The organism is Paenilisteria newyorkensis (genome assembly GCF_000766145.1).
Taxonomy (GTDB): Bacteria; Bacillota; Bacilli; order Lactobacillales; family Listeriaceae; genus Listeria_A; species Listeria_A newyorkensis.
In genome coordinates, this window is sequence record NZ_JNFB01000035.1 from 24,425 (window position 1) to 50,466 (window position 26,042).

Below are 26,042 nucleotides of genomic sequence, written 5' to 3' on the forward strand. Positions count from 1 at the left end.
CTAATCCACTCCTTTTTGTATCTCCTCCAACCATTTTTGCTGCTGGTCAGATAAAGTATAACTTTCAAGTAAGTCTGGTCGGCGTTCCCATGTACGGCGCAATGACTCACGTTCCCGCCATTCTTCGATCAATTTATGATTCCCATTCAAAAGTACTTCCGGAACCCCCATATCGCGAAACTGCGCTGGTCGCGTGTAGTGCGGGTGCTCGAGCAGGCCTGTAGAAAAAGAATCCGTCACAGCCGAATCCGCGTTCCCAAGCGCTCCAGGAAGCAGACGAATCACGCTATCCATCATCGCCATTGCCCCAATTTCGCCACCCGTTAAAATATAATCACCAATCGAAACCTCATCCGTGACCAAAAACTCGCGAATCCGCTCATCATAGCCTTCATAATGCCCACAAATAAAAATCAAATGTTCCTCCTGCGCAAATTCCTCCGCCAATTTCTGGTCGAATCGTTTGCCAGCTGGATCCATCAAAATAATCCGTGGCTTCGTATCTGGCGTTCTTTCCCGCAACGCTTCCACTGCTGAGAAAATCGGTTGTGCCTTCAAAAGCATCCCAGCGCCGCCGCCATATGGATAATCATCGACCGTTTGATGCTTTCCTTCTGCATATTCCCGAAAGTCCGTAATAGAAACATCCACGAGTCCTTTTTCAATTGTTTTTTTGATAATCGAATTCCCGGTCATGCCATCAAACATCGTTGGAAAAATCGACAAAACATCCATTTTCATTTAGTCAAACAATCCTTCCATGACAGAAATCGTGATTTTCTTATCCTTGATGTTGACCGATTGCACGACGTCCGCGATATACGGAATCAGCTTGTCTTTCTGGCCCTTCGTCTGCACAACCCAAACGTCATTCGCGCCAGGCGTCAAGATTTCACTAATTGTTCCGAGCAATTCGCCTTCCTCCGTGTACACCTCGCACCCAATAATCTCGTGGAAATAATATTCGTTTTCCTCCAAATCACCAAGCTGCGATTCCGGCACTTTCAGCATCCCTTCCCTCATTCGCTCGACATTATTAATACCAATAATGCCCTCAAACGTCAACAAGTCAAAATTCTTATGCTTCCGATGCGTCTTGATAATTAGTTTTTCAGGCTTCTTGCTACCTTTTGCGAATAAAAATAATTCATTTCCTGGGGCAAAGCGCTCATCCGCAAAATCCGTCTGCGAAATAACGCGAACTTCTCCCATTAAACCGTGTGTATTCACTATTTTTCCTACATTAAACATCTGCTCCATGCTTTCACCTCTAGCGTATTTCTATTATAACATCATCTTTCACTACAATCGTTTTCGCAAAAATGGTCTCGTCCCAAGCATCGCCAACTGCAACATCTAGGATTGCTTCCAACTCGCGCTCTTTGATTTCACTTCCAATCGGTAAAATTTCGAGCTGTTCGACTTGGAATTCAATAATTTTTACTTTCTCATGTCGCATTTCAATTTCTTTCTCGAAGTAACTATTCACCGATTCTTGATTGAACTTATTTTTGTGCTCCATCTTTTTTTGTTCAAAATGGAGTTGATCGCTTTCTTTTTGTAACGTTTGCCGTTGTTCTAAGTAGAATTGAAATAATTTCTCCTTACTTTTCTCTGTAAGAATTTGTTTCACAGTGACTTTTTGGATAATTTTCATGAGGCACGCTCCTTATCCGTTTGGGGTGTTTGTTTTATTGTAACATATGAAGAGCTGAGGAAGGCAGTTTCATTATATTCCACTGCAACAAAGCTGGATTAGGGCAATATATCAATCGTGATTCACTTATAAGTCCGATCTCTGCGTCCAGTACCAGCCATTGATGGATTACCTGCTCGCTTCGCTCTCATGCATATTGAGGTTCTAATTCAGCATACTACGCTTCATAAGAACCACAACAAAAACCACCTCACAAATACTGTGGGGCGGTCATTCAATGATCTCGAGACGTACTTTCTTCTCGCTACGGTTGCCTGATGCGTAGACAAGCGTACGAATCGATTTCGCGATCCGTCCTTGCTTGCCTATCACGCGGCCCATATCATCTTTGTTTACTGATAACTTATAAAGAAGGCTTGTAGCGCTCTCTTCTACCGAGACAACAACGTCATCTTGATGATCAACAAGAGGCTTTACGATGGTTAGAATTAAATCCTCCATAGCCATGACCTTTATTACTTACCTAGTTTTGAATTGTGGAATTTTTCCATAATGCCTTCATTTGACAACAAGTTACGAACTGTGTCAGATGGTTTCGCACCGTTATGCAACCATTTTAAAACTGCTTCTTCATCGATTTTCACTTCTGCTGGGTTCAATAGTGGATTGTATGTACCCACTGTTTCGATTGAACGGCCATCACGTGGAGAACGAGAATCTGCAACTTGAATACGGTAGAAAGGTTTCTTGTTAGAACCCATACGTTTTAAACGAATTTTAACTGCCATTTATATATACACCTCCATAAAGTCTTACACAAGTATATATATTACCAGTAAAGGATTTGTTTGTAAAGTGTTTTTTCTTTACAGCTTCATTTTTTCTTTCTTTTTATCTGGCAAATCCGCTGTGATTCGGTGTAAATAGCGACAGTAGCCGGAAATATTATGTTCGACATCATCAATGCGAACGCGGAACGAATGGTGGCGAATGAAGAAACTGTGCCGAATACGTGCTGGATTTTTGTAATACATCGCAAGTTCTGGATAGAAAAAACCATTCAGTTGATAGTCCGCGCGTTTTTCGATGGTGCGCTCTAATTTTTCACGATGAAAGCCTTCTAGCAAATACGCTTTGTTTTCCGCTTCAATCCGTTCGCACATATCATGCGTTGCCACAGTCAACTCTAAAAATGTCGGGAATGTCGTTTCGCGGTCATGAATAAAATCCAGACGTCCGAAAGCATTTTTTAGACCGAATTCAAAATAGCGATCTTCCGGCAAGTATTTCGTTATTTCATTCGTACAATAGCTGAGCCAGTGATCATGATTTTTCCAGTACTCGTTTTTAATAAAATGATCAAACGCTTTCGTTGCAACGTCCAGCCAACGTGAATCGCGATCGAGTTCATATAACCGCAGCAAGCCTAAAACCGCTTCTCCATCGTAATAGATAATCCGGAAAGCGTCTTTTACTGCAAGCGTTGGGTATTCAAGAACATGAATAAACCGGCCATCCTCCTGCTGCTGGTCACAAATCGCATGCGCCAGCTTTTGAGAAAGCGCTAAATAGTCGTTATTTTTAGTCACCTGCATATATTTTGAAAAAGCCAAAATCGCCGCTGCATTCGCGCCGAGCTTAACCTCATTGTTATCGCGCTCAATGACATACGCACGGTTTTCCTGCTCCCGAATCAGATCAATCGCCAGAAAACGCAATGCTTTTTCGGCAGCTCGCAAAATTTTCAGATCGCCAGACACTTCATACGATTCCAGCATCGAATACGTGGAACTCGCATGACGCAGACTATTGTAATGTTTTATTTTCTTATCAAAACAAGAGAAGTAACCATAGATAAATTCACCATCCGCACCAACCTGATCTGCCAAATACGCACCAGATTGCTGGATAAGCTCCTCCACTTCTGAAGGCTCCAATTGCGAAATAATGCGTCGCCCATGATTTAACTCCCCACGGTAAAGCGGCCAGACAACATCTCCATCGAAGTAAAACCCAATCGTATCAAAAACAATCACTTCGGAATTCGCCTCGATTTCTAATTTGCCATGTTCCTTATGCGACTGTATCAAATACCGATTCAAGTTCTCCACATTTAGCGCCAAACCATCTTCTTTTGGCTGTATCATTGCATTTCCGTTGACCTCTTGCTCCAACAAAGCCGTACGGAATCCCTTATCAAACGAAACACCGAGACGGCAATAATTCTTCTTCGTATGTAGCGCCATATCGTTCCATTCCGAAAAAAGCATCACCTCGAACTGGTAAGCCACGTCAATTTTAAAATTAGCAGTGTGTTTATTCGTTTCTTTTTTTATTTGCTTAAAAATATAATCGAGTGACGCGTTGCTGTAATTGATAACCGTCGCGCGTTTTGTAAAATGTTCCAGTGATAGGAAGACTTTCCAATTTCCGAGCCAACTCATATTTCCAACTTGTTTTGCCTCATTTTCAATCGCTTTTTTAATTTCCAAAACAGCATCTATACTTTGCATAACCGCCCACTCCTTATTTAGCCTCCCTATTTCCGAAAAATAAGGAGGCCTATTATTGTTACCTGACGTGAAAAACTCGAATTATTCTTGTGGTTTTTTTCTAAACAATCTTAGTAAGAATCCACCAGCCAAAGCGAGCAATCCAGCGCCGAACCATTGCGCAGTAGTGGAATCCTCATCACCAGTAGACGGTAACGATGAGCCGTCAGAGCCAGACATGGAAGTATCTGCACTTATCATACTCGTCGTTCCAGTACCTGTAGTCCCTGTACTAATAGGCACGATCACCGAACCAGTACCGCCCGTACCACCAGTTCCACCTGTGCCGCCAGTTCCTGTATTAATTGGCGTATTAGGATCTGTATCACCATCGGCATCCGCATCGGCGTCAGCATCTGTATCATCGACTAAAGGAAGTACCTCTGTTGAGGCAATGGCGCTAGTTTTAGTAGCTTCTCCTCTAGTTGCAGTTAGATAGGCCGTAATAATATCACCAGCATCCAACTCATGACCAGAGACATTGACAACATAATCCCCATCATCATCTAACGTTACATCACCAATAATAGTACCATCTGGAAGTTGTAGCGTTAACTCCAAATCCGTTCCTTCTGGAAGTTCTGGAGCTAAAGCCTGAGCTCGTTGAATCAAACTATTGATAGGACTAGGCGCATCATCATAGAGCCCATCACCACGGATAAACGTATCACCTTCATGAACAGGATTGATGAGCGGTCTATCGACAATATAGCTCATCCAATCAATGTCCCCGTCGGAATCTGCATCAGCATCGGCATCAGCGTCGGCGTCAGCATCGGCATCAGCGTCGGCATCCGCATCTGCATCAGCATCAGCATCGGCATCCGCATCAGCGTCAGCATCGGCATCAGCGTCGGCATCAGCGTCGGCATCAGCGTCAGCATCCGCATCGGCGTCGGCATCCGCGTCAGCATCCGCATCCGCGTCGGCATCCGCATCTGCATCGGCGTCGGCGTCAGCATCGGCATCTGCATCGGCGTCAGCATCGGCGTCGGCGTCAGCATCGGCATCCGCGTCAGCATCCGCATCCGCGTCAGCGTCAGCATCGGCGTCAGCATCGGCATCTGCATCGGCATCTGCATCGGCGTCAGCATCCGCATCCGCGTCAGCGTCAGCATCGGCATCTGCATCGGCATCGGCATCTGCATCGGCGTCAGCATCGGCATCCGCGTCAGCGTCAGCATCGGCGTCAGCATCGGCATCGGCGTCAGCATCGGCATCGGCATCGGCGTCAGCATCGGCATCTGCATCGGCGTCAGCATCCGCATCGGCGTCAGCATCCGCATCGGCGTCAGCATCCGCATCCGCGTCAGCGTCAGCATCCGCATCGGCGTCAGCGTCGGCGTCGGCATCCGCATCGGCATCCGCATCAGCGTCGGCATCATCCAACGAAACAATAAACGCCGAAGCCGAATTAGTCCCCAACAAATCAATATCCAATAATCCATCTCCAACACGCGCAAAGAAATCCAAGTCATTATCGCCCAGACCTGCTGGTAAAGCAAGCGTCCCAATCGCTGCCAAATCAATTGTCAGCGTAAACACCGATTGCCCACCAACCGAAAGACGTAATCCATTAGATATATCTGCACCAACCGTCCCACCTGTTGGATTCAGTTTTAAAGCACTTCCCGTAACCGTTCCCGTATTATGCTTCGTTGAAAACCCCTGTAAATATGGGATATCATAATCAATTCTTGTATTAGCACGTATAGAAGGATGTGACAAAAGAGGTTTCAATTCATCAGCCAATTTAAAATATGGATGATAATGTTTCCCAATCGCAATATTCACTAATTGATTCCCAGTTATCGTCAAAATCAGCTTACCACCTGAGTAACTCGCATTCAGATTAGCTGAATTCAACAAACTAACCGATGCCGCATCTACCGAAACACCATTTAGCTCTAATCCCCGATCTAGAGCACTATAGTTAATCGATACCGGTGCAGCAACAATAGTTGCCGCTGTAAAAAGAGTCGCTAAAACTTTCGCCTTTTGATTATGCTTACTGTTCATTCTGCGCTTATAATCCACCTGTTGTTTCCCCATCATTATTTCCCCCTCAAGCTTCGGCCTAAACCGAGCTGAAATTAATACAACAAGTTCCATTACTGCCCAACGTCTAAGCTAACCACACAACCTTCTAATTCGAAATATCAACAAAAACTGATTTCTCATCACCTACTTTCTCAAAAAACTGAAAAATAAACATCTTCCAGATTTAGGGATTCATAAAGGTCGAAACTAAATGTTTGTAACAAATGTAATAATAACGTAATAAGTCTCAACCTAACCTCGTATGTAAGACCTTCGACGCATGAAACTACTATACCCAATAAAAAAATATATTATACAAAAAAAGCGAAAGTAACTACATTTGAATATAATACAACGAATAATTCCTAAAATTAGGTTATTATACCTCTTTCTGCATACCGTTAAGAAAAAAATAAAATATTTCTAAATAAAATTATTTTTTCTAATTATTATTACTACTTACCCCAATGACTTTCTTGTTTCTTTATTAACAAACCTATTTTCCGTAAAAAAGGACTATCGAACTGAATGGGATTTATTCACAAAGAAATCCACAAAAAAACACAGCTTTTTCGCTATGTTTTTTTGTAGATATTTTTTAAAACGGCATTTTAAAATTACCTAATCCGCCACGTTTTTTCTTACCTTTTCCACTTCCGCCCATACCAGACATCTGTTTCATCATTTTTTTCATTTCATTAAACTGTTTCAAAAGTCGATTGACCTCTTGAATCGGTCGTCCAGAACCACGTGCAATACGCTTCCGACGATTCGCATTAATGATATCTGGATGGTCTTTTTCCGCTTTTGTCATCGACTTAATGATTGCCTCAATATGCGTCAACTGCTTCTCATCGACGTTCATATTATCGAGACCTTTCATTTTATTTGCACCCGGCATCATTTTTAGAAGCTCATCAAGCGGCCCCATTTGGCGTACTTGTTGCAACTGCTCCAAGAAATCATCCAGCGTCATCGACATATCTTTTACTTTCTGCTCAAGCTCGCGCGCCTTGTCCTCATCGACAGAAACCTGCGCCTTCTCAATCAGCGAAAGCACATCGCCCATGCCAAGAATACGCGACGCCATCCGGTCTGGGTGGAAACTTTCGAGTGCTTCCATCTTCTCGCCCATACCAACAAATTTGATCGGTTTCTGCGTTACGGAACGGATGGAAAGCGCCGCACCACCACGTGTATCCCCATCAAGTTTCGTTAATACAACACCGGTAATATCTAATTGCGCATTAAAGCTTTCCGCTACATTGACCGCGTCTTGCCCCGTCATCGAATCGACAACGAGTAGAATTTCAGATGGATTCGCGATTTCCTTCACCGCTACCAACTCATCCATTAATTCCGTATCGATATGCAGACGACCCGCCGTATCAATCAAAACATAATCCAGATGCTCCTCTTTCGCCTTCGCAATCGCTTGTTTTGCAATCTCGACAGGACTGACTTGATCTCCTAAAGAAAAGACAGGCATATCCAATTGGTTGCCCAGCGTTTCCAATTGTTTAATCGCTGCTGGACGATAAATATCAGCCGCAACAAGAAGTGGTTTACGATTATATTTTTTGCGTAGTAAGTTCGCCAATTTTCCGGTAGTTGTTGTTTTACCCGCCCCTTGAAGCCCCACCATCATCACAACAGTCGGTGGCTTATCGGCAACTGCGATCTTACTTTCCTCGCCGCCCATCAATGCTGTTAGTTCTTCTTGTACAATTTTGATGACTTGCTGACCTGGCGTTAGGCTCTTCATGACCTCACTGCCGACAGCACGTTCACTCACCGTTTTGATAAATTGTTTCACGACTTTAAAGTTAACATCCGCTTCCAGTAAAGCAAGTCGGACTTCACGCATCATTTCTTTTACGTCCGCCTCATTCACTTTCCCTTTTCCGCGGATTTTGTTCATCGTTTCTTGTAATCGGCCGGCTAATCCTTCAAATGCCATGTGCGCCGCCTCCTAATCCATATTTTTAAGTTGTTGAAGCAGACCAGCCACTTCATTGTCTAACACTTGTTCTTCCTGTAATCGCCGTTCCAGACGTTCAATTAATTGCTCACGCTCCTGATATTTCTTTAAAACGCCGAGCTTTTCTTCATAGTTCTCGAGCACTGCCTCGGTCCGCTTAATATTATCATACACCGCCTGCCGACTCACTTCATACTCCTCAGCAATCTCACCAAGCGACAAATCTTCCAAATAATAAAGCGAAACATAGGACCGCTGCTTCTCTGTTAAAAGCGAATCATAGATATCAATCAAAAAATTCATTCGCGTCGTTTTCTCAAACATATCCGCATCGTTCCTTCCCTAGCTAAAACCCGCTTATACTATATAAGAATACGTGGAAAAATGGGGGATGTCAAGCATTGAAAGGCTGAAACGGCTCGTTCAACTCCGAAAAAAACTGGAGCGGCCGCAATAAAAAACCGTACTTGTTTTTTATGGAGGGCGTGAAGTTTTCGAGGAGTTAGCCGTTGAAGCTAGATCGGAGGCACAAGCCATGACGAGTGCAAGGAACGAATGCTCACTCTGTTCGCACTCGTATTGAGGCTCTAAATCAGCGAGTAATGCCTCATAAGAGCCACAACATAGGGGCCCGCAGTGAAAATCCTCTTTTGATTTTTGCGGAGGCCACGAAATTTCCGAGAGGCTGGCTCTTGAAGCTAGCCCGACCATGAAGCAACCGCCAAACGAACGCAGAACATGATTTCCGCTACACTAGGAATAGTATTTGCTCTTTATGGAGACCGCCCCAGTTTTCGAGGAGATAGCTAAAAGGAGGGCAGTTTCATTACATTCTACTGCATATTGAGGTTCTAACAAAGCAAACGACGCTTTTCAAGAGCCACAACAAAGCTAAATCGGAGGCGTAAAATATGACGCTAGGCATGATTAGATGCTTTAAAATATGGCGTTTCAATATTTGAGTTGTGATGGTTTAGGGCTTGGCGGATAAGAGCCACCGATGGATTACCTGCTCACTGCGTTCTCATGCATATTGAGGCTCTAAATCGGCGAGTGATGCCTCATAAGAGCCACAACAAAGTTAGCCCGAGCGTGAAGAAACCTCCAACACCAAACATCTGTGCTATAATAAAACCTATCAACGCGAAAGGAGCGATGCATAACATGAGAAAAGTAGTTTTTTACGGCGCCGTTACGCTAGACGGATACCTTGCCGACCAAGACAATAGCTTAACCTGGCTATTCGAAACAGACACAGGCGAGGGAACAACCTATGAAAAATTCATCCAAAATATTGATGCTGTCGTCATGGGCCGCGTCACATATGAGGAAGTTCTAAAGCTGCAACAAGACGAACCATTTTATCCAAATCAAGAGGTGTATGTTTTCACGCGAGACACAACGAAATCATTTGAAGACACACATACGATTCACGAAAACCCTGTTTCTTTTATCAACAAATTAAAAGAACAAGATGGAAAGCCCATTTGGATTGTAGGTGGCGGCAACTTATTAAAACCACTTCTGGAAGCCAATATGATTGATGAGTGGTGGATTCAGATTACACCGATCCTGCTTGGTAAAGGAAAGCGTTTATTCGAAGATGGCGACTATTTAGAACGCCTAGAGTTAGTTGATACCACTACTTTTGGACAATTTGTCGAACTACATTACCAAAAAATCGAGGAATAGCGAAGAACCCGTTCACCAGAAAAATGATTCTGATGGATGGGTTCTTTTCATTATTCTTTCGCGCCGTCAATCACGTCTGCGAATAGTCCGTAAACATATTCATTCGCATCGAAGGCTTGAAGATCATCCATTTTTTCGCCTAAACCAACGAATTTCACCGGGATGTGTAGCTCATTACGAATCGCAATCACGATACCACCTTTTGCTGTGCCATCTAATTTCGTTAGCACAATCCCGCTTACATCCGTTGCTTCTTTGAACTGCTTCGCTTGCACAAAAGCATTCTGTCCCGTTGTCGCATCTAAGACAAGCAACACTTCATGTGGCGCATTTGGCACCTCACGCGTGATGACACGTTTCACCTTTTCCAGCTCATTCATTAAGTTTACTTTGTTTTGCAGGCGTCCAGCCGTATCACAGAGCAAAATGTCTACGTTACGCGCTTTGGCCGCTTGTACCGCGTCAAACATCACAGCAGCAGGATCACTGCCCTCCGCTTGCTTGATAACGTCCACGCCGACGCGCTCTCCCCAGACATCTAGCTGATCAATTGCCCCAGCACGGAACGTATCGCCAGCCGCCAGAAGTACGCTCTTGCCTTGTGCTTTCAAATGATGTGCCAGTTTTCCGATTGTTGTCGTTTTACCGACACCGTTCACGCCGACAAACAGAATCACAGTCAAGCCTTCTGATTGGATATTTAGCTCTGGCAACTCTTCCTCTTCGCCGTGATAAATCGCGACCAGTTTTTCCACAATAACTTCCTGAACCTCTTTTGGATCTTGAATATTGCGCAACTTCACCTCTTCGCGCAACTGCTCGACAAGCTCCATCACCGTTTCAAATCCAACATCCGCCTGAATCAGAATTTCCTCCAACTCTTCAAAAAATTCCTCGTCCACTTTACGATAACGCGCCACAAGTTCATTCATTTTGCCTGAAAAATTGTCACGTGTTTTCGTTAAACCTTCTTTAAATTTTTCCGTTACAGAATCGGTTTGTTGCGTTAATTTATCTTTTATTTTCTTGAAAAATGTCATCGGGTTTGCAACTCCTCTATTTGATTAGTTCTGCGGTTTCTTCTAAGCGTACCGAAACGAGCTTCGAAACACCGGATTCCTGCATTGTTACACCGTACAACACGTCCGCTTCCTCCATCGTGCCTTTGCGGTGGGTAATGACGATAAACTGAATATTCGTCTCAAATTTCTTCAAATAACGACTGAAACGCGTCACATTTGCCTCATCCAGCGCCGCCTCCACCTCATCCAAAATACAGAATGGCATCGGTCGCACGCGAATAATGGCAAATAATAAAGCAATCGCAGTTAGCGCACGCTCTCCACCCGAAAGTAGACTCAGATTTTGCAACTTCTTGCCTGGTGGTTGCGCTTCGATATCAACGCCTGTCGTTAAGACCTCATCCGGATTTTGCAAAATAAGTCTTGCCTGTCCACCACCAAAAAGCTCGGGGAAAACAATCGCAAATTCAGCTTGAATCGCGGTGAAAGACGCTTCAAATCGTTTCTTCATCTCTTCGTCCATCTCGTCCATCACTTGGAATAACGTGGATTTAGCTTCGAGTAAATCAGCCTGTTGCCCATTTAGGAAATCAAAACGTTCTTTAATCCGCTCAAATTCATCGATGGCGCCAATATTGACCACGCCAAGCTCATCAATCGAGCGTTTTAATAGACGGACTTTGGATCGTGCGTTATCGATATCCATATCTTCCACCATGCGTTCTTTAGCCGCCTCAAACGTGAGCACATAAGCTTCTGATAGGCGCTCTAAACGATTGTCTACATCTGCGTCTAAACGGCTTAGGCTGACCTCTGCGGTTGTTTTTTGCTCCATGTAGAAACTTGCCTGATTATGTTTTTGCTGTAACGCTTCTTCTTGAACTGCCAAGCTCTCTTGTAATGCCGTCCGTTTTTCGCGTAATTGGTCGCGTTTCGTCGCGGCCTGTTCTTTCTCGATACGCGCATTATCAATGATTTCTGCTAGCTCTTCTGTACTCGTATGCACCGTTTCCAGATTCGATTGGAGCATCGCCAGCTTCGACGTGATCGCTTCTTTTTGGTTATAGTAATCAGCCATATCGGTTTCCAGCGTCAACAGAGCTTGTTCCGCCGTCTGAAGCTGTTCACGACTGACTGCCACACGGGATTTCAGCGTAGAATAGCTCTCCTGATCGCTCGCACGATTATGTTCTTGTTCTTTACTTTGCTTCGTCATCCGCTGAATCTCTTCGTCTTTATCGATAATTTCCAGCGCCAGCACCGTCAACTCTTGTTGCAATTTCTCTTTCCGTTCGGTCAATTGTTGATGCTCTGATGTGCCTTCTTCTTTCTCCATATCGTAAATTTGAAGCTGTTTGTTCGCGACGGCTAAGCGTTCTTCCGCGCGTTCTTTTTTACCGAGCAATTCCGTTTCCTGTAAACGCAACGATTCGCCGATAGATCTAGCTTCTTCCAACTGCTCTCGTTTTCCTTTTACTTCTTCTTTCAATGCCGCAAATTGTTTCTCCGTTTTCGCAACAGATACCGTCATTTGTGCAATCGTTTTACTCAAGTTTTCCAATTCATGTTTTCGCGTCATGATCGATGACTTGCCTTGCGCTGTTGCTCCACCGGTCATGGAACCGCCAGCATTCACGACATCGCCTTCCAACGTCACGACACGATAGCGGAAGTTTACCAATTTGGCGAGTACGTTCGCGCCTTTTAAATCCTTCGCCAAAATGGTGGTACCAAGCGCGTTCAAAATCACGTTTTCCACTTGGGCATCGTACGTCAACACATCACTTGCCAATGCGACAAACGCTGGTTGTTGCTCTAAACTGTGCTTTGTTGCCATTGGAATTTGGCGTGGTTGAATCGTTGTCAGCGGTAAGAACGTCGCCCGTCCAGCCCGCGTTTGTTTCAAATAGCTAATCGCTTCACGTGCCGCTTGATCATCACGCACAATGATATGTTGGGCGTTCGCACCAAGCGCAATCTCAAGCGCCTTCTGGTAATGCTCCGGAATCTCGACCAATTCCACAAACGCGCCCATAATCCCGTTCAACTTCTTCTTCGCCTTCAAAACTTCACGAACACCTTGGAAAAATCCAGCGTAATCATCCGCAAGCTCCGCCAATGTTTCCTGACGCGATTTCGCTTGTTGAATCGTTTCATATTGCCGATACATATCACGCTCTTGCTTCGTGAACACCGCTTCCTGCTTCGCCAATTCCTGCTGAATCTCCTGATAATGCGTCATCTGATCCGCCAGTTTAGTCCGCATTTCGTCCACATGCTTCTTCAAAATTTCGACATTCGCAATAATTTCGTTCCGTTCTGTAATATGTTGCTGATTCTCATGATCCAGTTTCTCCGAACGACCTTGCATCTGCGACAACTGACGCTCCAAATAACCAATATCATTTTTCATCGTTGTTTGCGTGTGGCGTAACTCGATATAATCGCTTTTCATGTTCTCGATTTTTTCTTCCGACAAGTTGCTATACTCCGCCAATTTGGCCTCCAGCACTTTCTTTTCTTTCAGGAAAACTTCGAGCGCGGTTTCTTTTTCTAGCTTATCTTGCAAAAGCACTTGTTTCTGCGCTTCAAACGTCTTGATTTTCGCTTCGAGTTGCTGCAGGTTTTCATGCATCGCCTGCTCGTTCTCATTGCTATGTTTCTTCCGCTCTAGCGCCACGTTTCGCTTCCCTTCCAGTTGTTCCAAGCGTTCCGTCACAACGAGAAGTTCCGCTTGCGTCGCGTCCATTTGCGCATCCATATCCGCGAGCATCTGCTTCTGCGCGAAAATCTGCGCTTCTTCCTGCTTAATTTCCGCTTGCATCGCCGTCAAAATCTCGCCATTCTTCGCAAATTCTGCTTTTTGGACCGCGATTTTTTCCGTGAAAGCTTCAATTTCAGCCACGAGTAGCGTCACTTCGTATTTCTCCAACTCTTCCTGCTGGAATAAATAGTCCTTCGCCACGCTCGCCTGCATCTCAAGCGGCTCCAATTGCCCTTCCAGCTCATATAAAATATCCTGCACCCGGTTCAAGTTCTCTTCCGTTTCAAAAAGCTTGTTTTCCGCTTGTTTCTTCCGATGCTTGTACTTCAAAACGCCCGCCGCTTCTTCAAAAATCGACCGCCGTTCCTCTGGCTTGCTATTTAAAATCTCATCAATTTTCCCTTGACTAATAATCGAAAACGACTCGCGTCCAAGGCCTGAATCCATAAACAAATCCACGATATCTTTCAGACGACATGACTGCTTATTAATCAAATAATCGCTATCTCCATTACGGAAAATACGTCTCGTCACCGAAACCTCACTATAATCAAGCGGTAAAAAACGATCTTCGTTCTCAAAAACAAGCGAAACCTCCGCAAAATTAATCGGTTTTCGCGAATCACTTCCAGCAAAAATAACGTCACCCATCCGGCCACCGCGAAGGCTTTTGGCAGATTGCTCCCCAAGTACCCAGCGAATCGCCTCGGTAATATTACTTTTTCCACTTCCATTTGGGCCTACTATCGCTGTAGTGCCCGGCACAAAATCAATTACCATTTTATCAGCAAATGACTTGAAACCATTCATTTCTAATCGCTTTAATAACATGTCCGGACTCCTTCACCGCTTAGTTTTGGCGCAACGCTTGGATAGCGCTTTTGGCGGCATTTTGCTCCGCTTGTTTCTTCGTTTTACCAGTTCCAGCGCCGCGTTTTTCTTGATTGATGGCGACGATAGCTTCGAAAGCCTTGCTGTGCGCTGGTCCTTTTTCATCTAGAATCGTATACGTAATCACGACGTCACGGTCTTTTTGCACAATTTCTTGTAGCTGCGTTTTATAATCGACGGTCTGCTCAAAATAGCCCACATCGATTTTCGGAAACACGACGCGCTCTAAGAAACGCACGACCTTGTCCAGCCCCTGATCGAGGAATAGCGCTCCGATAAAGGACTCGAATACGTCTGCGAGCAAGGCCGGGCGTGTTCTGCCACCAGCGCGCTCTTCCCCGCGTCCAAGTCGCACATACCGCGAGAAGTTCACCATCTCCGCAAAATCGACGAGCGAGGGCTCACAAACGATTGCTGCACGCATTTTCGTCATTTGTCCCTCCGCCATATTTGGAAATTTCGTGAATAAATAATGTGAAACGGTCACCTCAAGCACCGCGTCCCCTAGAAACTCCAAACGCTCATTATCCTCGATTTTCTCCTTGCGATGTTCGTTCACGTAAGACGAGTGCGTAAAAGCCGTTTTTAGAAGATTCGTATCCGTGAATGTAAAACCAACACTTTCCTGTAATTCTTCCCAAAGATTCATCCGTAAAGCCTCCATTTCGATACACCAGAGCTTTATTTTCTAAACATCTTTAAAATAAGAGTCTGCTTAGAAAATAAACTTTAATGTGGAAAAAGAGGATGTCTAGATGCGCGACAGAATTTTTAACCGGAATACCCGTCTAAAACAGTCTGTGCTACCTAGACACCCTCGTTCATTTGTTTAAAACAAGTCGGAATTATGCGTTCGCCTCTATGTATTTCACAGCGTCCCCAACTTTTTCAATATTTGCTGCATCATCGTCTGAAATTTCTACACCAAATTCATCTTCAAGTTCCATAACCAATTCAACAACGTCTAGTGAATCTGCACCTAGATCGTCTTTGAAGGAAGCTTCTAAAGTCACTTTAGATTCCTCGACGCCTAAACGGTCAACGATGATCTTAGTTACTTTCTCTAATACTTCTGCCATTGTTTACTTCACCTCCCTCCAAGTATTATATAGGATTTCTTCGTATTCGTAAACTATTAATTAAAAAATTGTTTAAATTAGCGATATTCCAGGTGCCGCTGAGCTATTTATTTAGGTATATCTCATAGTTTTCCGCGTAGCTTTTCGTTGCATCTAAGCCAAAGTGGGTAAAAATATCCTGTTTTATCTTAGCGTTTTCTGGATGGCGCAAATCACTTTTGTCATCTGCCATATCCAGCTTTCTGCCCAGTAGTTCCGCTCGATTTCGAAACAGGATACTAAAACCAATGGACTCAAATCGATATGGATTGCTACTGTAGTGCATAGCGTCTATTGCCTCGTTTAGATAGCGGTTATAGTTTTTAATATTCGTTTCTAAATAAATCATACCATATTGAAGATAAACCGTATCAGGATCTTGTCCATCAATGCTACGACTATATGAAATTGGAAATTCAAGCTCTGCTGGTTGAAGCGACCTGTTTCCAATAACATTATATTCTCCATAATAGAAAACATTGTCAGCAATAAAATCTGACGGAAAAGCCGGACACGTGGCAAGTTCGTCTAAATCAAAGTTCTCAGTGTCACTGACTTTATTATACACTTTAATGACTATAGGCTTTCCCATCAGATGCAAGCCATAATGCTTTTCTTGTAATATGCCTTTTTCAACCGCTTTTCGAATTGGATCAATAACTAACAAGATTCTGCCTACACCAAATTTTCTTCTCCCTAATTTAAAGGTAAAAAAGTCACCCGCTTGGTATTTTTTACGTTGGCGCTTCATTGATTTAAAGGCATTTAGCTGTTTCAAATCTTTCTCTGTTGAGTCGCGCATCCATTGATTCAACCAGAGTTTTAAATCATCAAAACTCTGCCCTTCCTCTTCATTGCCAAAAGAATTATAGAATGTCGTCTGCGTGGTGAAATTAGCAATTGTAACATAGCCATTGTATCTAAAATAGACACCAACGCCTCGACAATTTTGTAGCGCAGTAAAATTCAATTTCTTCGGTTTTCCTTTTGCTGTCTTTGGAAGCAGGATTGTTCTATTTTCAGAAGTATTTTCATTTAGACTGGTCTCAAAATAGCTATTCTCATGGACATTTATTTGTTTGCATAATGCATCACCATCAAAAAATAGCGTTATGTGTTCATTGAATACGACCCTATCCCAACTATCCTCAATAAGCGTCAGGCCAAGATAGCTCCGCTGTTCATTTGTTAATTCGAACAACATTTTTTCACTCCTAGCTAAGCACTTTTCTGAATTTATTAATTTCACCTTGACTACCTTCCAAATCATCCCCGTACCACCAAACTGCCGGGCGACGAGAAATGCCCAGATTCTAGGCGAAGTCGAGCACCGAAGCGGAGCGTACTCAGGTACGTGAGCATCGGAGCACAGACTTTAACGACGAAGATGGGTATTTCTCGTCGCCCGGCAAGACTACATTGTCATGCCGCCATCAACTGCGATCGTCTGCCCCGTCATGTAGCTTGAAACATCGCTTGCCAAGAACAATACAGCATTCGCAACGTCTTCCACTGAACCGTATTTACCAAGCGGAATTTGTGCTAACATTGCTTCTTTTGTTGCTTCATCAAGCTCATCCGTCATTTCCGTAGCAATGAAACCTGGAGCGACCGCGTTCACGTTAATGCCACGTGTTGCTAATTCACGCGCCGTTGTTTTCGTAAGACCGATAACGCCGGCTTTACTCGCCACGTAGTTTGCTTGACCTGCGTTTCCAATCAAGCCAACAACGGACGTGATGTTAATAATTTTACCGTAGCGCTGTTTCATCATCGTGCGAGAAACGGCTTTTGTGCATAGGAAAACGCCTTTTAGATTCGTATCGATAACCGCATCCCATTCGTCTACTTTCATGCGCATCAATAGGTTATCGCGCGTAATTCCTGCGTTATTGACTAAAATATCGATTCGACCGTATTTGTCGACTGCTTCTTTAAATAAGGCTTGTACGTCTTCCTCCACAGCAACATTTGCTTTCATCGCCGCTGCTTCTCCGCCCGCTGCTACAATCTCGCTAACGATTGCTTCTGCTGCTTCCTGAGAGCCATTGTAGTTAAAAAATACCGTTGCGCCTTGCTTGGCTAGCGTCAGAACGATTTCGCGACCAATGCCGCGCGAACCGCCTGTAACTAGGGCTACTTTTCCTGTTAAAGTCATTGTTTTGCTGCCTCCTTCAATTGTTCCGCTACTTCTTTGACAGAGGCTACATCACCTGCTGCTAGAATCGTTACATCGCGATTAATTTTCTTGATTAGGCCGGAAAGTACTTTGCCTGAACCGATTTCAACAAACGTATCCACGCCTTCTGCTACGAGATTCGTAATGATATCTTCCCACAAAACGGGCGAATAGATTTGTTGTACTAATTTTTCTGGGATCGCGTTTTTATCTGTCGTTGCTTTTGCGTCAACGTTATTCACGACTGGAATCGTGCCGTCTTGGAAAGTTACTTTTTCTAACTCTGCTTGGAATTGTTCGGCCGCTGGAACCATTAATTTAGAGTGGAATGGGCCGCTTACTGCAAGAGGTAACACGCGTTTGGCACCTGCAACTTTTGCTTGTTCGCCTGCTTTTTCAACGCCTGCTACGGTTCCTGAAATCACGATTTGGCCCGGGCAGTTGAGGTTCGCTAGCTGCACGTCATCGCCTTCTGTCGTTACGGAATCCGTTATGGCGCCTAGTGTTTCGCGATCTAAGCCTAAAACTGCTGCCATCGCGCCTTGACCATTTGGCACAGCTGCTTCCATCAATTTACCGCGACGGTGTACTAAATAAATCGCGTCTTCTGCTGACAAAAAACCGCCTGCAACAAGCGCGCTGTACTCGCCTAAACTATGTCCTGCAACGAAATCCGCTTGGACACCATACGTTTCCAATGCTTTTAAAATTGCCACACTCGTCGAAACAAGCGCTGGTTGGGCGTTTTCTGATTTTGTTAAAAGTTCCATTGGACCGTTCTCGATCACGTCGGTGATGGAATAGCCTAATTTAGCGTCAGCTGCTGTATAAACCGCTTTTGCCTCTTGATATTCTGCTGCAACATCTTGCCCCATGCCGACTTTTTGTGAGCCTTGACCGGGAAATACGAATGCTATTTTACTCATCTTTCGTGCCTCCTTCTTGATTTGCTTTATCTTGTTCTGCTTTTAAGTGACCGCTCGCCACTTCGGTTATAATTGTTTCCACGACTTGCTTTTGGACCATATCGCGTGCTTGACGAACCGTTGAAAAAATCGCGTTCGCATTGGATGAGCCATGTGCCTTAATGACTGGGGCTTGGACGCCGAATAAACAAGCGCCGCCGTATTCGCTGTAGTCCATTTTCGCTTTTAGTTCCATCAAATCTTTTTTCAAGAACGATGCAGCGATTTTATTTTTGAAGCCGTTCATTAAGCTCATTTTCATCAGGCTGAAGAATGCGCCGGCTGTTCCTTCGATCGATTTCAACACCATGTTCCCCGTGAAACCGTCTGTTACAATAACATCCGCAACATCCATCATGATATCACGTGATTCCACATTGCCGACAAAATGGTACACGTCTTGATTCTTCATTAACTCAAAAGCGCGCTTCGTCAAATCGTTTCCTTTTGTTTCCTCGGTTCCGATATTGAGCAATGCCACGCGCGGACGCTCGATTTTACGGACTTTCTCCGCGTAAACCGAACCCATTAATCCAAACTGCAAAAGGTGTTCGGGTTTTGCTTCGGAATTCGCACCTAAATCGAGCATCACAAAACCTTTTCCGGTAACGGTTGGCAAAGTTGGTGCAAGCGCTGGGCGATCGATGCCTTTAATGCGGCCAATCACGAACAGACCCGTTGCCATCAAAGCACCCGTGTTTCCCGCCGAAATGCACGCATCTGCCTCGCCATCTTTCACGGCTTGCGCGGCTAAGACCATCGATGCTCTTTTTTTACGCTTCACAGCACGGACTGGTTCATCGTCACTTTCGATTTTTTCGTCCGTATGTATGATTTGAATGCGCGTTTTATCCGCCAAATATTCATTGATTTTCACTTCATCACCAAAAAGGAGGAACTCTACATCTTTATACTGTGCCGCGGCTTTCATAACTCCGAGCACAATTTCTTTAGGCGCATTATCGCCGCCCATTGCATCTATCGCGATTCTCATTTCACGTCACTCCTTTTTTCTTTTGTATGGTACATCTCAAATTTTCCTTTTAAAACCAGTTCATCCCCGACATAGCTGTTAACATCGACAATCGTGATCGACTTACTATCGCGGTCATCACGCACTTTCGCCTTGGCAATCACACGCTCGCCTTCTTTTACGGAATGAATAAAACGGACGGTGGCTTGCGTTGTAAGTGCCAAATCGTTCGGAATAATCGCCGTTGCTAGCGAATTAGCTTGGGCGAACAAATGATGTCCGCGGGCAATTTTATTTCGTTTAAAAACATGTTCTGGACCTACTTCAAAAATCGAAATAGCGCCTTTATTTAATTCAATGTCAATGATTTCACCGATAATTTCTTCGATTGGAAGGGAGCGAACGGCATCTGCGTAGTTTTCGGAAGCCACGTGTTTGATTCGTTCGCGAAGTTCTGGAATCGCGAGTGCGACCCGGTCTAGTCGAACGGTCTGCACGCTGACTTGAAACTTTTCGGCCAATTGTTCGTCGGTGATAAACGGATTGTCTTCAATCGCTTGGACCAGCCGCGTTTGCCTTTCTTTTTTCGGATATTTTTTCATCCGCGTTCCCTCCTTTTCTTTTTTGAATTTTAACACCAGATACTAAGAGTAATATATAAAAAATGCTCTCAACATGCAAGTTATAAGGCTAGGCATGTTTCGGGAATCAGTCTAATTTCTGTTCCCCGAAGACGCCGTTCGCCTCGAAAAAGTCGCGTAATGGAGCGTATTCTGCTTGTTCTAAAAAGCCATCGTGATAAATGATTTCGACGGCGTCTTGGCGGGCAATTTCCAAAACGCGATAGTCATGCACCATATCGGCGACTTTAAATTCTGGGATACCGCTTTGTTTTTTGCCGAAAAAGTCGCCGGGACCGCGGAGTTCTAAATCGCGTTCGCTGACAACAAAGCCGTCATTTGTCTCGGTCATGATGGTCATCCGCTCCTTGCCGACTTCGGTTTTCGGGTCGGCGATGAGGACGCAAAAGGACTGCTCGGCGCCACGGCCAACACGACCGCGAAGTTGATGCAGTTGCGCGAGGCCAAACCGGTCTGCGTCGTAGATAACCATCATCGTTGCGTTTGGAACGTTGACGCCGACTTCGACAACCGTTGTAGAGATGAGGCAATCGATTTTGTGATCGTTGAAGTCCCGCATAATCTGGTCTTTTTCTACCGATGGAAGTTTACCGTGCATCAAGCCCGCCGAGTGCTTGCCTTGCCATTTGCCGTTTAGAATATTATATACGTCAATGGCATTTTGGACGTCTAATTTCTCTGATTCTTCGATAAGTGGGCAGATCACGTAGGCTTGACGCCCTTTCGTGATTTCCTGTTCGATAAAACCGATGACGCGTTCGAGCATTTGATGTTTCACCCAATACGTTTCGATTTGCTTCCGACCGGCCGGCAATTCGTCGATAACGGACACATCCATTTCGCCAAAAGCCGTGATGGCAAGCGTCCGCGGAATCGGTGTCGCTGTCATGAATAGAACATCGGGAAACGCGCCTTTTTCGCGCAAGACACGACGTTGCTCGACGCCAAATCGATGTTGCTCATCCGTGATGACAATCCCTAACTTCTTAAAAATAACCTCGTCTTGAATGAGGGCATGTGTTCCGACAAGAACATCGATTTCTCCTGCTTCCAGCAACGCCAACATTTCGCGCCGCCGCTTGCCTTTGACGCTACTTGTTAGGAGTCCGACGGTGACATCGAAGGGTTGCAATAAATCGACTAACGAATTCGCGTGTTGCTCTGCCAAAATCTCTGTCGGTACCATCAATGCACCCTGAAAACCACTTTTTGCAGCAGCATAGAGAGCGATCGAGGCCACGACGGTTTTTCCAGACCCTACATCCCCTTGAAGCAGGCGGTTCATATGGAAATGCGATTTCATGTCGCCGCATATTTCATTGACCACTCGTTTTTGTGCGCCGGTAAGCGGGAATGGCAAGCTTTCGATATAGTGACGCAGATCATTGACATCATAATCAATCGATACTCCGCCAGTCCGTTCACGCTCTATTTTGCGGAATAGCTGCATTTTCAACTGGAACAACAGGAATTCTTCGTACACCATCCGACGCCGCGCCTGTTTCAGCTCTTCCGGACTTTTTGGAAAATGTAAAAATTGAACCGCTTCCTGCCTTGAAATCAGCTGATATTTTTGCAGCCATTTGTCAGGTAAAATTTCAACGATGGAGTCACTGTACGCGTCAAAAGCAGCGGCCGTGAATTTCAGCAACGTTTTATTTCGAATCGTGCCTTTTAGCCTGTAGACCCCTTCAAGCGCTTCTTCCGAGGTTTGATGTCCCAACTTATATTTACTAGCTGTAATCTGCGCGCGACCTTTATCCCACTTCCCTGAAACCGTCACCGCATCGCCAATCGCCAGTTTACCTTTTATGTACGGCTGATTGAAAAAATCGATTTTCACGACTTGATGCCCCGATGCAACGCGAAAAGACAGCTTCGATTTCTTCCTCCCGTAGTAGGCCAGAGTAGGCTCGGTCAGGACTTCGCCTTGCACCGTCACCCGCTCCTCATGCGCCACTTCGGACAAATCCCGCAACCGATAATCCTCATACCGATACGGAAAATTGAAAAGTAAATCTGCTACTGTCTCTATATCCAATTCTTTTAACGTTTTTGCCGTTTCAGCGCCGACACCCTTCACGTCAGTCACTGGAATATCATTCAGATTCTTCACGTTCCTCTTGCGGCGACAAACCAAAGATCTTTCTTTGTACTGCCCTACCAGTAGGTGTTGCCGCTAGACCTCCTTCGCCGGTTTCACGTAATGAACTCGGCATTTGTAACCCCACGCGGTACATTGCCTCAATCACTTCATCACATGGAATTCTACTTTTGATACCCGCTAATGCCATATCCGCTGAAATCATCGCCTGTGAAGCCCCTAGCGCGTTACGTTTCACACACGGAACCTCAACAAGACCAGCCACAGGATCACAAACAAGTCCTAACATATTTTTCATCGTCATCGCCATCGCTTCAGCTGATTGTTCCGGAGTCCCGCCTGCCGCCTCCACAATCGCAGCCGACGCCATCGCACTCGCCGATCCAATCTCCGCTTGGCAACCACCTGCCGCGCCAGAAATAAAGGCTTTATTCGCCACTACAAATCCGAATGCACCAGCCGTGAAAAGGAAGCGCAACATATCATCACGCGACATGTTCAAACGATCCTTCACCGCGTAAAGCACACCAGGAACAACCCCAGCGCTACCCGCAGTCGGCGTCGCACAAATCACGCCCATCGCAGCGTTGACCTCATTTGTCGCAATCGCTTTAGCCACCGCATCTAAAATCGTCTCGCCGGAGAGCATATTACCTTTCGCGATGTATTCCCGCATGAGAACCGCATCACCACCTGTTAAGCCAGTAGTGGACTCGACGCCGTCCTCCCCGCGCGCAATAGCCTCTTCCATCACAGTTAAATTACGATCCATGACCTCCAAAATAGTTTCACGCGTATTGTTCGTAACGTGCATTTCACGCTCAATCATAATTTCCGAGATTGGTTTATTGTCGCGATTTGCGATATCGATAAGTTCTGCAACTGAATGGAACATTTTCTTGACCTCCTTTACTTTCATGTTTTATTTATAATTTTATAAAACAAAACTAGCCACCTGATAAATGTCTGGTAACCCTTTAATCTCGTCCAAAACAACCTGATCCACGCGCTGGTCTACCTCAAGCACCATCAAAGCTTCGTCGCCTTTTACTTTTCTAGATACTTTCATTTGTCCGATATTAATCTCATGCTTGGCAAAAATTCCCGAAACAGCTGCAATTGCGCCAAACTGATCTTTATGTAACACTAAAACAGCCGGCGACATTCCCGTAAACTCGAGCTCGAACTCATTCAAGCGTACAATTTCGACCTTACCGCCACCGATTGATGCCCCAACCAACGTTGTCTGTTGCATCCCATTTTTAAGCACTAATTTTACCGTATTGGGGTGAGCCGCTTCCTCGCGTTCCTCGATGAAATTAATATGCATGCCCCACTCTTCGGCCAATTTGATCGCGTCCGGCATCCGCTCATCATCCGTCTCAAAACCAAGCAAACCACCAATCAGCGCCACATCCGTCCCGTGCCCCTTATACGTCTTCGCAAAAGAACCATACAAATGAATATCCACCTGCATTGGCATCTCATTAAAAACACTCCGAGCCACAGCGCCAATCCGACAAGCCCCAGCCGTATGCGAACTCGAAGGCCCAATCATCACCGGCCCAATAATATCAAACACACTATTAAATTTCATCTCACTTCACCCCTTCTTAATTAGTATAAAATCTCTCAATCTCTTGTTCCAGTTTGGATACACCGCCAAACCTCAGCGGCGCGGCAAATGTTCATATCCTAGGCAAAGCCGAGCACCGAAGCGGAGCGTACGACTGTACGTGAGCATCGGAGCACAGGCTTTAACGACGGAGATGGACGTTTGCCGCGTCGCTGAGCGACTACTCGACGGAGAAGATGTAAGGGTAGACCGGCTGCCCACCAGAATGAATCTCAAATTCAATCTCAGGATACTGATTCGACACAAGCTCCGCTACTTTTTCAGCATCCGCCTCCGTCACGTCTTCCCCGTAAAGCAACGTCACAATCTCACTATATTCATCGACCATTTCAGAAAGCGTCGCAACTGTAGCTGCTTCAAGGCTTGGATGGCTCACTTTAATGTCGCCTTCCACAATCCCGATATAATCATCTTTCTTAATCGTCACGCCTTCCACCGTCGTATCACGAACCGCTGTCGTCACTTGTCCGCTCGCGATATCTTGAATAGCCGCAATCATCTCATTCGCATTATCCTCAAATGTGAAATCTGCTTGGAAAACAAGCAATGCCGCTAAACCTTGTGGAATCGTTTTCGTCGGAATAATTTTAACCTTATCTTCGCCTAAAATAAGCGCGGCTTGATCTGCAGCCATTTGAATATTTTTATTGTTCGGTAGTACAAAAACTTGCTCGGCATTTGCTGATTCAATCGCCTTCACAATATCTTCCGTACTTGGATTCATCGTTTGACCACCAGAAAGAACGACCGTAGCGCCAACACTTTCAAATAGGCGTTTAATACCCTCTCCAACCGAAACCGTCACGATACCATAAGCCGCTTTTTCAGATGCTTCTGCCGGTGTATCTTTCACGACTTCGCGATGTTGTTCGCGCATATTATCGACTTTCATTTTGATGAGGCTACCGTATTGTTGACCGTAATTGAAAACATTTCCCGGATGCTCTGTATGAACATGGACTTTTGCCACTTCATCGTCTGCAACAACAAGCAAGGAATCGCCCATTTCTGAAAGATCCGCGCGGAATTTCTCTTCATCAAATTTCTTTTGTCCCGGTTTATTTTCATTGATTTGCACCATGATTTCCGTGCAATAACCGTAAACGATTTCTTCTGTTGACATGACATCCTGCACGTGGCGATGATGTTCGGCATTAATAAGCTCGCCCATCGAAGCCGTGTAGTTCGTTATGCCATCTTCATTGCCTGTTAACGCCGCGTAGAATCCCTCATAAATAATAATCAAGCCTTGCCCACCACTATCCACGACGCCAACTTCTTTCAAAACTGGCAACATTTCTTGCGTTTTGGCAAGTACGATTCTACCTTTTTCAAGGATTTGTTGCATCACGAATTCGATATCATCTGATTCATTGGCCGCGATTACACCCGCTTTTGCTGCTTCACGAGCCACCGTCAAAATCGTACCTTCGACTGGTTTCATCACGGCTTTATACGCGGTCTCCACGCCAGCCGTAAACGCAGCTGCCAATTCTTTCGTATTAAGTTCGGTTTTGCCTTCGATAGACTTTGAAAAACCACGGAAAAGTTGGGATAAAATAACACCCGAATTACCGCGCGCTCCCATTAGAAGTCCTTTTGCTAAACTGCTTCCTACTGCGCCAACCGTGCTCATGCTATTTCGACTAACCTCTTGCGCACCGCTCGTCATAGAAAGATTCATATTGGTCCCAGTGTCTCCGTCTGGAACTGGAAAGACATTCAAAGAGTCTACGAAATCTGCGTTCTTTGCTAAATTTTCCGATCCAGCTGCAATCATTGCCGCTAATTTTTCTCCATTCAACTGATACATACTCACGATTACGT

General features: G+C 45.0%; 23 protein-coding genes. 1 reads left to right on the top strand and 22 read right to left on the bottom strand.

The window, feature by feature from the left end; all coding sequences use genetic code 11:
• From trmD to EP58_RS10860, 9 genes are all read right to left on the bottom strand, one after another.
• A complete protein-coding gene (gene trmD, locus EP58_RS10820) occupies window positions 1-741 on the bottom strand; it encodes a tRNA (guanosine(37)-N1)-methyltransferase TrmD (protein WP_036093315.1) in 741 nt (246 codons plus the stop codon).
• Window positions 742-1,260 (bottom strand): ribosome maturation factor RimM, encoded by a 519-nt coding sequence (gene rimM / locus EP58_RS10825; protein ID WP_036093316.1) that lies wholly within the window; start codon window positions 1,258-1,260, stop codon window positions 742-744. It abuts the gene before it with no gap.
• Between the two features lie 10 nt (window positions 1,261-1,270).
• Window positions 1,271-1,657 carry a YlqD family protein gene (locus EP58_RS10830; protein WP_036093317.1) on the bottom strand — a complete coding sequence of 129 codons (387 nt, stop codon included), beginning with the start codon at window positions 1,655-1,657 and terminating at the stop codon, window positions 1,271-1,273.
• 270 nt (window positions 1,658-1,927) lie between these two features.
• Window positions 1,928-2,158 (bottom strand): KH domain-containing protein, encoded by a 231-nt coding sequence (locus EP58_RS10835; RefSeq protein ID WP_036072758.1) that lies wholly within the window; start codon window positions 2,156-2,158, stop codon window positions 1,928-1,930.
• A gap of 14 nt (window positions 2,159-2,172) precedes the next feature.
• Window positions 2,173-2,445, bottom strand: coding sequence for a 30S ribosomal protein S16 (gene rpsP / locus EP58_RS10840; protein ID WP_036093318.1), 273 nt, complete (start codon window positions 2,443-2,445; stop codon window positions 2,173-2,175).
• Window positions 2,446-2,523: 78 nt separating this feature from the next.
• Entirely contained in the window at window positions 2,524-4,170 is a 1,647-nt protein-coding gene (locus tag EP58_RS10845) for a poly(glycerol-phosphate) alpha-glucosyltransferase (RefSeq protein ID WP_036093319.1), read from the bottom strand.
• A gap of 81 nt (window positions 4,171-4,251) precedes the next feature.
• Window positions 4,252-6,264 (bottom strand): Lmo1799 family Asp-Ala repeat surface protein, encoded by a 2,013-nt coding sequence (locus EP58_RS10850; protein ID WP_036093322.1) that lies wholly within the window; start codon window positions 6,262-6,264, stop codon window positions 4,252-4,254.
• Window positions 6,265-6,847: 583 nt separating this feature from the next.
• Entirely contained in the window at window positions 6,848-8,209 is a 1,362-nt protein-coding gene (gene ffh / locus EP58_RS10855; protein ID WP_036093325.1) for a signal recognition particle protein, read from the bottom strand.
• A 12-nt stretch (window positions 8,210-8,221) separates the two neighbouring features.
• Complete coding sequence (locus EP58_RS10860) at window positions 8,222-8,554, bottom strand: putative DNA-binding protein (RefSeq protein WP_036093327.1); 333 nt, start codon at window positions 8,552-8,554, stop codon at window positions 8,222-8,224.
• Between the two features lie 840 nt (window positions 8,555-9,394).
• On the opposite strand from EP58_RS10860, the gene EP58_RS10865 reads away from it, so the two are divergent.
• The gene (locus EP58_RS10865) at window positions 9,395-9,922 is read left to right on the top strand and encodes a dihydrofolate reductase family protein (protein WP_036093331.1); all 528 of its coding nucleotides are present in this window, start codon (window positions 9,395-9,397) and stop codon (window positions 9,920-9,922) included.
• A gap of 50 nt (window positions 9,923-9,972) precedes the next feature.
• Here the strand turns inward: EP58_RS10865 and ftsY are convergent, their stop codons facing one another.
• The 13 genes from ftsY to EP58_RS10930 form a co-directional block, all read right to left on the bottom strand.
• Window positions 9,973-10,962 (bottom strand): signal recognition particle-docking protein FtsY, encoded by a 990-nt coding sequence (gene ftsY, locus EP58_RS10870; protein ID WP_036093333.1) that lies wholly within the window; start codon window positions 10,960-10,962, stop codon window positions 9,973-9,975.
• A gap of 16 nt (window positions 10,963-10,978) precedes the next feature.
• Entirely contained in the window at window positions 10,979-14,539 is a 3,561-nt protein-coding gene (gene smc, locus EP58_RS10875; RefSeq protein ID WP_036093334.1) for a chromosome segregation protein SMC, read from the bottom strand.
• 19 nt (window positions 14,540-14,558) lie between these two features.
• A complete protein-coding gene (gene rnc / locus EP58_RS10880) occupies window positions 14,559-15,248 on the bottom strand; it encodes a ribonuclease III (RefSeq protein WP_036093337.1) in 690 nt (229 codons plus the stop codon).
• 196 nt (window positions 15,249-15,444) lie between these two features.
• Window positions 15,445-15,678 carry an acyl carrier protein gene (locus EP58_RS10885; protein WP_036060159.1) on the bottom strand — a complete coding sequence of 78 codons (234 nt, stop codon included), beginning with the start codon at window positions 15,676-15,678 and terminating at the stop codon, window positions 15,445-15,447.
• Between the two features lie 103 nt (window positions 15,679-15,781).
• Window positions 15,782-16,987 carry an immunity 26/phosphotriesterase HocA family protein gene (locus EP58_RS10890; RefSeq protein WP_077917903.1) on the bottom strand — a complete coding sequence of 402 codons (1,206 nt, stop codon included), beginning with the start codon at window positions 16,985-16,987 and terminating at the stop codon, window positions 15,782-15,784.
• 144 nt (window positions 16,988-17,131) lie between these two features.
• Window positions 17,132-17,875 carry a 3-oxoacyl-[acyl-carrier-protein] reductase gene (gene fabG / locus EP58_RS10895; protein WP_036093342.1) on the bottom strand — a complete coding sequence of 248 codons (744 nt, stop codon included), beginning with the start codon at window positions 17,873-17,875 and terminating at the stop codon, window positions 17,132-17,134.
• On the bottom strand, window positions 17,872-18,822 hold the full coding sequence (gene fabD, locus EP58_RS10900) for an ACP S-malonyltransferase (RefSeq protein ID WP_036093345.1): 951 nt from the start codon (window positions 18,820-18,822) through the stop codon (window positions 17,872-17,874). Before fabD ends, fabG begins: the two co-directional genes overlap by 4 nt.
• Window positions 18,815-19,855 carry a phosphate acyltransferase PlsX gene (gene plsX, locus EP58_RS10905; RefSeq protein WP_036093346.1) on the bottom strand — a complete coding sequence of 347 codons (1,041 nt, stop codon included), beginning with the start codon at window positions 19,853-19,855 and terminating at the stop codon, window positions 18,815-18,817. The genes fabD and plsX overlap by 8 nt, the downstream gene beginning before the upstream one ends.
• Window positions 19,852-20,436 (bottom strand): transcription factor FapR, encoded by a 585-nt coding sequence (gene fapR, locus EP58_RS10910; RefSeq protein WP_036093349.1) that lies wholly within the window; start codon window positions 20,434-20,436, stop codon window positions 19,852-19,854. The genes plsX and fapR overlap by 4 nt, the downstream gene beginning before the upstream one ends.
• Before the next feature lie 106 nt (window positions 20,437-20,542).
• Window positions 20,543-22,591, bottom strand: a complete 2,049-nt coding sequence (gene recG, locus EP58_RS10915; RefSeq protein WP_036093351.1) for an ATP-dependent DNA helicase RecG — start codon at window positions 22,589-22,591, stop codon at window positions 20,543-20,545.
• The gene (gene sdaAA, locus EP58_RS10920) at window positions 22,575-23,474 is read right to left on the bottom strand and encodes an L-serine ammonia-lyase, iron-sulfur-dependent, subunit alpha (protein ID WP_036093354.1); all 900 of its coding nucleotides are present in this window, start codon (window positions 23,472-23,474) and stop codon (window positions 22,575-22,577) included. The genes recG and sdaAA overlap by 17 nt, the downstream gene beginning before the upstream one ends.
• 39 nt (window positions 23,475-23,513) lie before the next feature.
• On the bottom strand, window positions 23,514-24,176 hold the full coding sequence (gene sdaAB / locus EP58_RS10925) for an L-serine ammonia-lyase, iron-sulfur-dependent subunit beta (RefSeq protein WP_036093357.1): 663 nt from the start codon (window positions 24,174-24,176) through the stop codon (window positions 23,514-23,516).
• A 199-nt stretch (window positions 24,177-24,375) separates the two neighbouring features.
• Window positions 24,376-26,034 carry a DAK2 domain-containing protein gene (locus tag EP58_RS10930; protein ID WP_036093358.1) on the bottom strand — a complete coding sequence of 553 codons (1,659 nt, stop codon included), beginning with the start codon at window positions 26,032-26,034 and terminating at the stop codon, window positions 24,376-24,378.
• Window positions 26,035-26,042: the final 8 nt, after the last annotated feature.

Coding starts and splice junctions, on each gene's coding strand:
- trmD (WP_036093315.1), bottom strand. CDS start 741: ATGAAAATGGATGTTTTGTCGATTTTTCCAACGATGTTTGATGGCATG.
- rimM (WP_036093316.1), bottom strand. CDS start 1,260: ATGGAGCAGATGTTTAATGTAGGAAAAATAGTGAATACACACGGTTTA.
- EP58_RS10830 (WP_036093317.1), bottom strand. CDS start 1,657: ATGAAAATTATCCAAAAAGTCACTGTGAAACAAATTCTTACAGAGAAA.
- EP58_RS10835 (WP_036072758.1), bottom strand. CDS start 2,158: ATGGAGGATTTAATTCTAACCATCGTAAAGCCTCTTGTTGATCATCAA.
- rpsP (WP_036093318.1), bottom strand. CDS start 2,445: ATGGCAGTTAAAATTCGTTTAAAACGTATGGGTTCTAACAAGAAACCT.
- EP58_RS10845 (WP_036093319.1), bottom strand. CDS start 4,170: ATGCAAAGTATAGATGCTGTTTTGGAAATTAAAAAAGCGATTGAAAAT.
- EP58_RS10850 (WP_036093322.1), bottom strand. CDS start 6,264: ATGATGGGGAAACAACAGGTGGATTATAAGCGCAGAATGAACAGTAAG.
- ffh (WP_036093325.1), bottom strand. CDS start 8,209: ATGGCATTTGAAGGATTAGCCGGCCGATTACAAGAAACGATGAACAAA.
- EP58_RS10860 (WP_036093327.1), bottom strand. CDS start 8,554: ATGTTTGAGAAAACGACGCGAATGAATTTTTTGATTGATATCTATGAT.
- EP58_RS10865 (WP_036093331.1), top strand. CDS start 9,395: ATGAGAAAAGTAGTTTTTTACGGCGCCGTTACGCTAGACGGATACCTT.
- ftsY (WP_036093333.1), bottom strand. CDS start 10,962: ATGACATTTTTCAAGAAAATAAAAGATAAATTAACGCAACAAACCGAT.
- smc (WP_036093334.1), bottom strand. CDS start 14,539: ATGTTATTAAAGCGATTAGAAATGAATGGTTTCAAGTCATTTGCTGAT.
- rnc (WP_036093337.1), bottom strand. CDS start 15,248: ATGAATCTTTGGGAAGAATTACAGGAAAGTGTTGGTTTTACATTCACG.
- EP58_RS10885 (WP_036060159.1), bottom strand. CDS start 15,678: ATGGCAGAAGTATTAGAGAAAGTAACTAAGATCATCGTTGACCGTTTA.
- EP58_RS10890 (WP_077917903.1), bottom strand. CDS start 16,987: ATGATTTGGAAGGTAGTCAAGGTGAAATTAATAAATTCAGAAAAGTGC.
- fabG (WP_036093342.1), bottom strand. CDS start 17,875: ATGACTTTAACAGGAAAAGTAGCCCTAGTTACAGGCGGTTCGCGCGGC.
- fabD (WP_036093345.1), bottom strand. CDS start 18,822: ATGAGTAAAATAGCATTCGTATTTCCCGGTCAAGGCTCACAAAAAGTC.
- plsX (WP_036093346.1), bottom strand. CDS start 19,855: ATGAGAATCGCGATAGATGCAATGGGCGGCGATAATGCGCCTAAAGAA.
- fapR (WP_036093349.1), bottom strand. CDS start 20,436: ATGAAAAAATATCCGAAAAAAGAAAGGCAAACGCGGCTGGTCCAAGCG.
- sdaAA (WP_036093354.1), bottom strand. CDS start 23,474: ATGTTCCATTCAGTTGCAGAACTTATCGATATCGCAAATCGCGACAAT.
- sdaAB (WP_036093357.1), bottom strand. CDS start 24,176: ATGAAATTTAATAGTGTGTTTGATATTATTGGGCCGGTGATGATTGGG.